3 protein-coding genes are annotated in these 2,936 nt (G+C 59.4%); 1 reads left to right on the top strand and 2 read right to left on the bottom strand.

Translation table 11 applies throughout. The annotated features are described in order from the left end of the window. The first annotated feature begins 570 nt into the window (after positions 1–570). Positions 571–1,185 carry a TolB family protein gene (locus tag AC1DT2_RS19650; protein WP_477298155.1) on the top strand — a complete coding sequence of 205 codons (615 nt, stop codon included), beginning with the start codon at positions 571–573 and terminating at the stop codon, positions 1,183–1,185. A 110-nt stretch (positions 1,186–1,295) separates the two neighbouring features. Here AC1DT2_RS19650 and AC1DT2_RS19645 read toward each other — a convergent pair whose 3' ends face one another. Next, entirely contained in the window at positions 1,296–2,243 is a 948-nt protein-coding gene (locus tag AC1DT2_RS19645; RefSeq protein ID WP_477298154.1) for a GGDEF domain-containing protein, read from the bottom strand. 126 nt (positions 2,244–2,369) lie between these two features. Then, a partial coding sequence (locus AC1DT2_RS19640) for a GGDEF domain-containing protein (protein WP_477298152.1) occupies positions 2,370–2,936 on the bottom strand: 567 nt, incomplete at its 5' end.

The following is a 2,936-nucleotide window of genomic DNA, read 5'->3' as shown; positions in this document are numbered from 1 at the left end:
ATGCTGCCGCGTACAGGGTCATGGGGCCGTTGAGATCGATGGGCTTGGAAGCATCGCCTGCCGATGAATCGCGCCTGCCGCACGCGGAAAGAAGCAGAACCACTGAAACAATGAGCGCAGCCGCGAGCCTGCCCGCCATTGGCCTTGAACGCATGGATGGATTCCCCTGTCGGGCCAGTCCGGTGGCCCCGTCGCATCCTCGCATGGGAGAGCGCCCGGCTGCAAAATGGCTCTGTTCCAGAGCTGCTGTCGGGTTACTCTTTTTCTTGATCTCGATAGGAAATCACTACCCGAGTTCGGCGAAGTGCCTTCCGTCAAATGACAAGTGCCTGCATGATCCAGCGCCAACGGCTTTCCACTGAGGTAAGTCATGCGGCCAAGGCAAATGATTCGCCTCATCGCGCGATGCGTCGCCGGCCTCTCCCTCGTTTGCGGTTCCGCAGCTGCGGCTGGCCCGCCGCTCGATCGGGCCACAGCGCGGCCGACTGGACGGATCGCGGCGCACCTGCGCCGACGCCGGAGCAGCGTCACCTTCCGACCCAGCTCGTCCTTGCACCGGACGGAACGCGCGTGGCGGGCATCATGTATCCCACGGCGAAGATGTGCATCGTGCCGGTCCAGGGCGAAGGACATCCTGTCTGTGCGGACCCGGTCCGTGCGTGCGGCAGCCATTTCGCTTCATGGTCACCGGATGGGAAGGCGGTCGTTTTCACCGGAGCGATCAAGGCCGATCGGAGCAGCTGCAACCTTCAGGAGCTCTTCGTCATGGATGCCACCACAGGCACCACCCGGCAACTGACGAATATCCCCGGAGACCGGCTCGGTAGCGAAATGCGCAGAGCGATTGTCGTGAAGGGTGATCCGACGGACCGCTGGCACAAATCGAATCACCCTGCTTGGTCGCCCGATGGCCAGTGGATCGCGTTCAATACGCCCAAGGGCATCTCGCTCATCCATCCTGACGGCACGGGGCTTCATGTGATCATTAAGCCGTTCGGCCTCGACCCGGCGTGGTCGCCCGACGGCGCCCTCATCGCCTATCGCTTGCCTCATGCGGACGCGAAGGATACGCGGCGTTTTCCACGGCGCTTCGATATCCCATGGGTCATTCACGTCGCTCGGGCAGATGGAAGCGGCGACGTGCAGGTGTGGACGACAGCGCCTCACTCGGCGTGCTGGAAGTAGCCTGGATGAACTGATGCTGGCGATCAAGCACCCCTGCCCTACCCGTGATGATTTGCGGCAAGAGTCCATCACGCCGCACTGCCCGCGGCAGAACGGCATGGTTGAGCTGGTCATCCGCGCGCTGAAGGAGCAATGCTGTATTGGTCCCTGCCTCGGCGCTTGGCGGCGTACAGCGCACTGTCTGCCTGATAAATCRGAATCTGCGACGGATCGCCTGAAGCGAAATCATGCACCGTAATACCGATGCTGATGGTGAGATGTCCCCCGGGAGTACCCTCGTGAGATATTCTCAACCGCCGTATGCGATCGCATAACGAGGCGGAAAATATGCAGGCCTGTTCTCGCGTGGTGCCAACGGACAAAACGACGAACTCTTCGCCACCATACCTTGCGACGAAATCGGAAGCGCGAAGAAATGACTCATTGAGGCTGTACGCGACCCGTTTCAGCGCTTCGTCACCAGCCTGATGACCATAGATATCGTTGAACTCCTTGAAATGATCGACATCGATCATAAGCAGAGTGACCCGATCACCGCTACGGGTGGCGATGCTGCACTGGATCTCGAGCTGAGTGTCGAAGAAACGCCGGTTGAAGATTCCCGTCAGACCGTCCCGCATAGAGAGCTCTTCCCAACTCGATCTGGCCTCTGCGAGGGATTGGTTGTCCGCACGCAGTTGGTCCTGGATCATCATGCGTGCCGTGACATCCTTCTGGATCCCGATGAAGTTCGCGACTTTTCCTTCCACGTTGTAGATGGGGGAGATACTTAGTTCGTTCCAAAACATCGATCCGTCTTTGCGATAATTTCGCACGGTAACCAGGCAATACTGTCCGTCTCTCATGGCATCGTGCACGACTGTGCGGCCTGGCTGGTTCCGATCTTCCCCCTGCAAGTATCGGCAATTCCGATTCATTATTTCGTCTAATGAGTAGCCGCTCATGCGCTCGAATGCAGGATTTACGAAGATCAAAGGATTGTCCTCGACGGAACTATCCGAGATCGTGATGCCATCCCGCGAGTCCAATACCGCCTGCTTGAGAATCTCAATGTCCATGATTTCAGCAGCCTACGCTACCCCGATGAAGGCGAYGCGACGACTCCTGGAAACCATCGGCCCGAGCGTAAGGCAGCTTGGCCGTACCGATCAGACTCTCTGTGATAAAGCGAATGGGACGAAGACTTATCGGCCGCGATCCGGGCCACCGTCGCCCCTGCGCCAACGAACCGTGTAAAGCGCGCGGTCGGCTTCCACCAGCGTGGCGTCTATCGGCGTTCCGGGCAGATGGGCGGCGCACCCGGCGGTGAATCCGCACGGCGCCGCACTCGCGTCACCGGCCAAGCGTGCAGCCAGGGCATGTGCCTCGGTGATCGTACTGTCGGGCAAGATAATAAGAAACTCGTCCCCGCCAAGCCGAATCACGTAGTCGCCTCCACGCGCATGGCGTTGAAAGAAGTGGGCCATTGAGATCAGCACCTCGTCGCCGCGCTGATGCCCGAAGGTATCGTTGATGGCCTTGAACTTCTCGAGGTCAAGCGTGACGCATGACCAGGGCGATTGACTACCTGCTCTTTCTAGATGCTGGGCAAGATAGCGCCGGTTGTAACAGCCGGTCAGCGCATCGCGGATAGACCATTCTCGCAGGCGCTGCTCCTGCAATACTTGTTCCGTAATGTCCTGCGCGTGACCCAGCACCTGCCACTGGCCCTCATTGGTATCAACCACGTTGTGGTATTCCCAGACGCGCTG

This window comes from Luteibacter sp. P4_E6, assembly GCF_056401535.1.
This window is presented reverse-complemented; position numbering and strand designations above follow the sequence as displayed.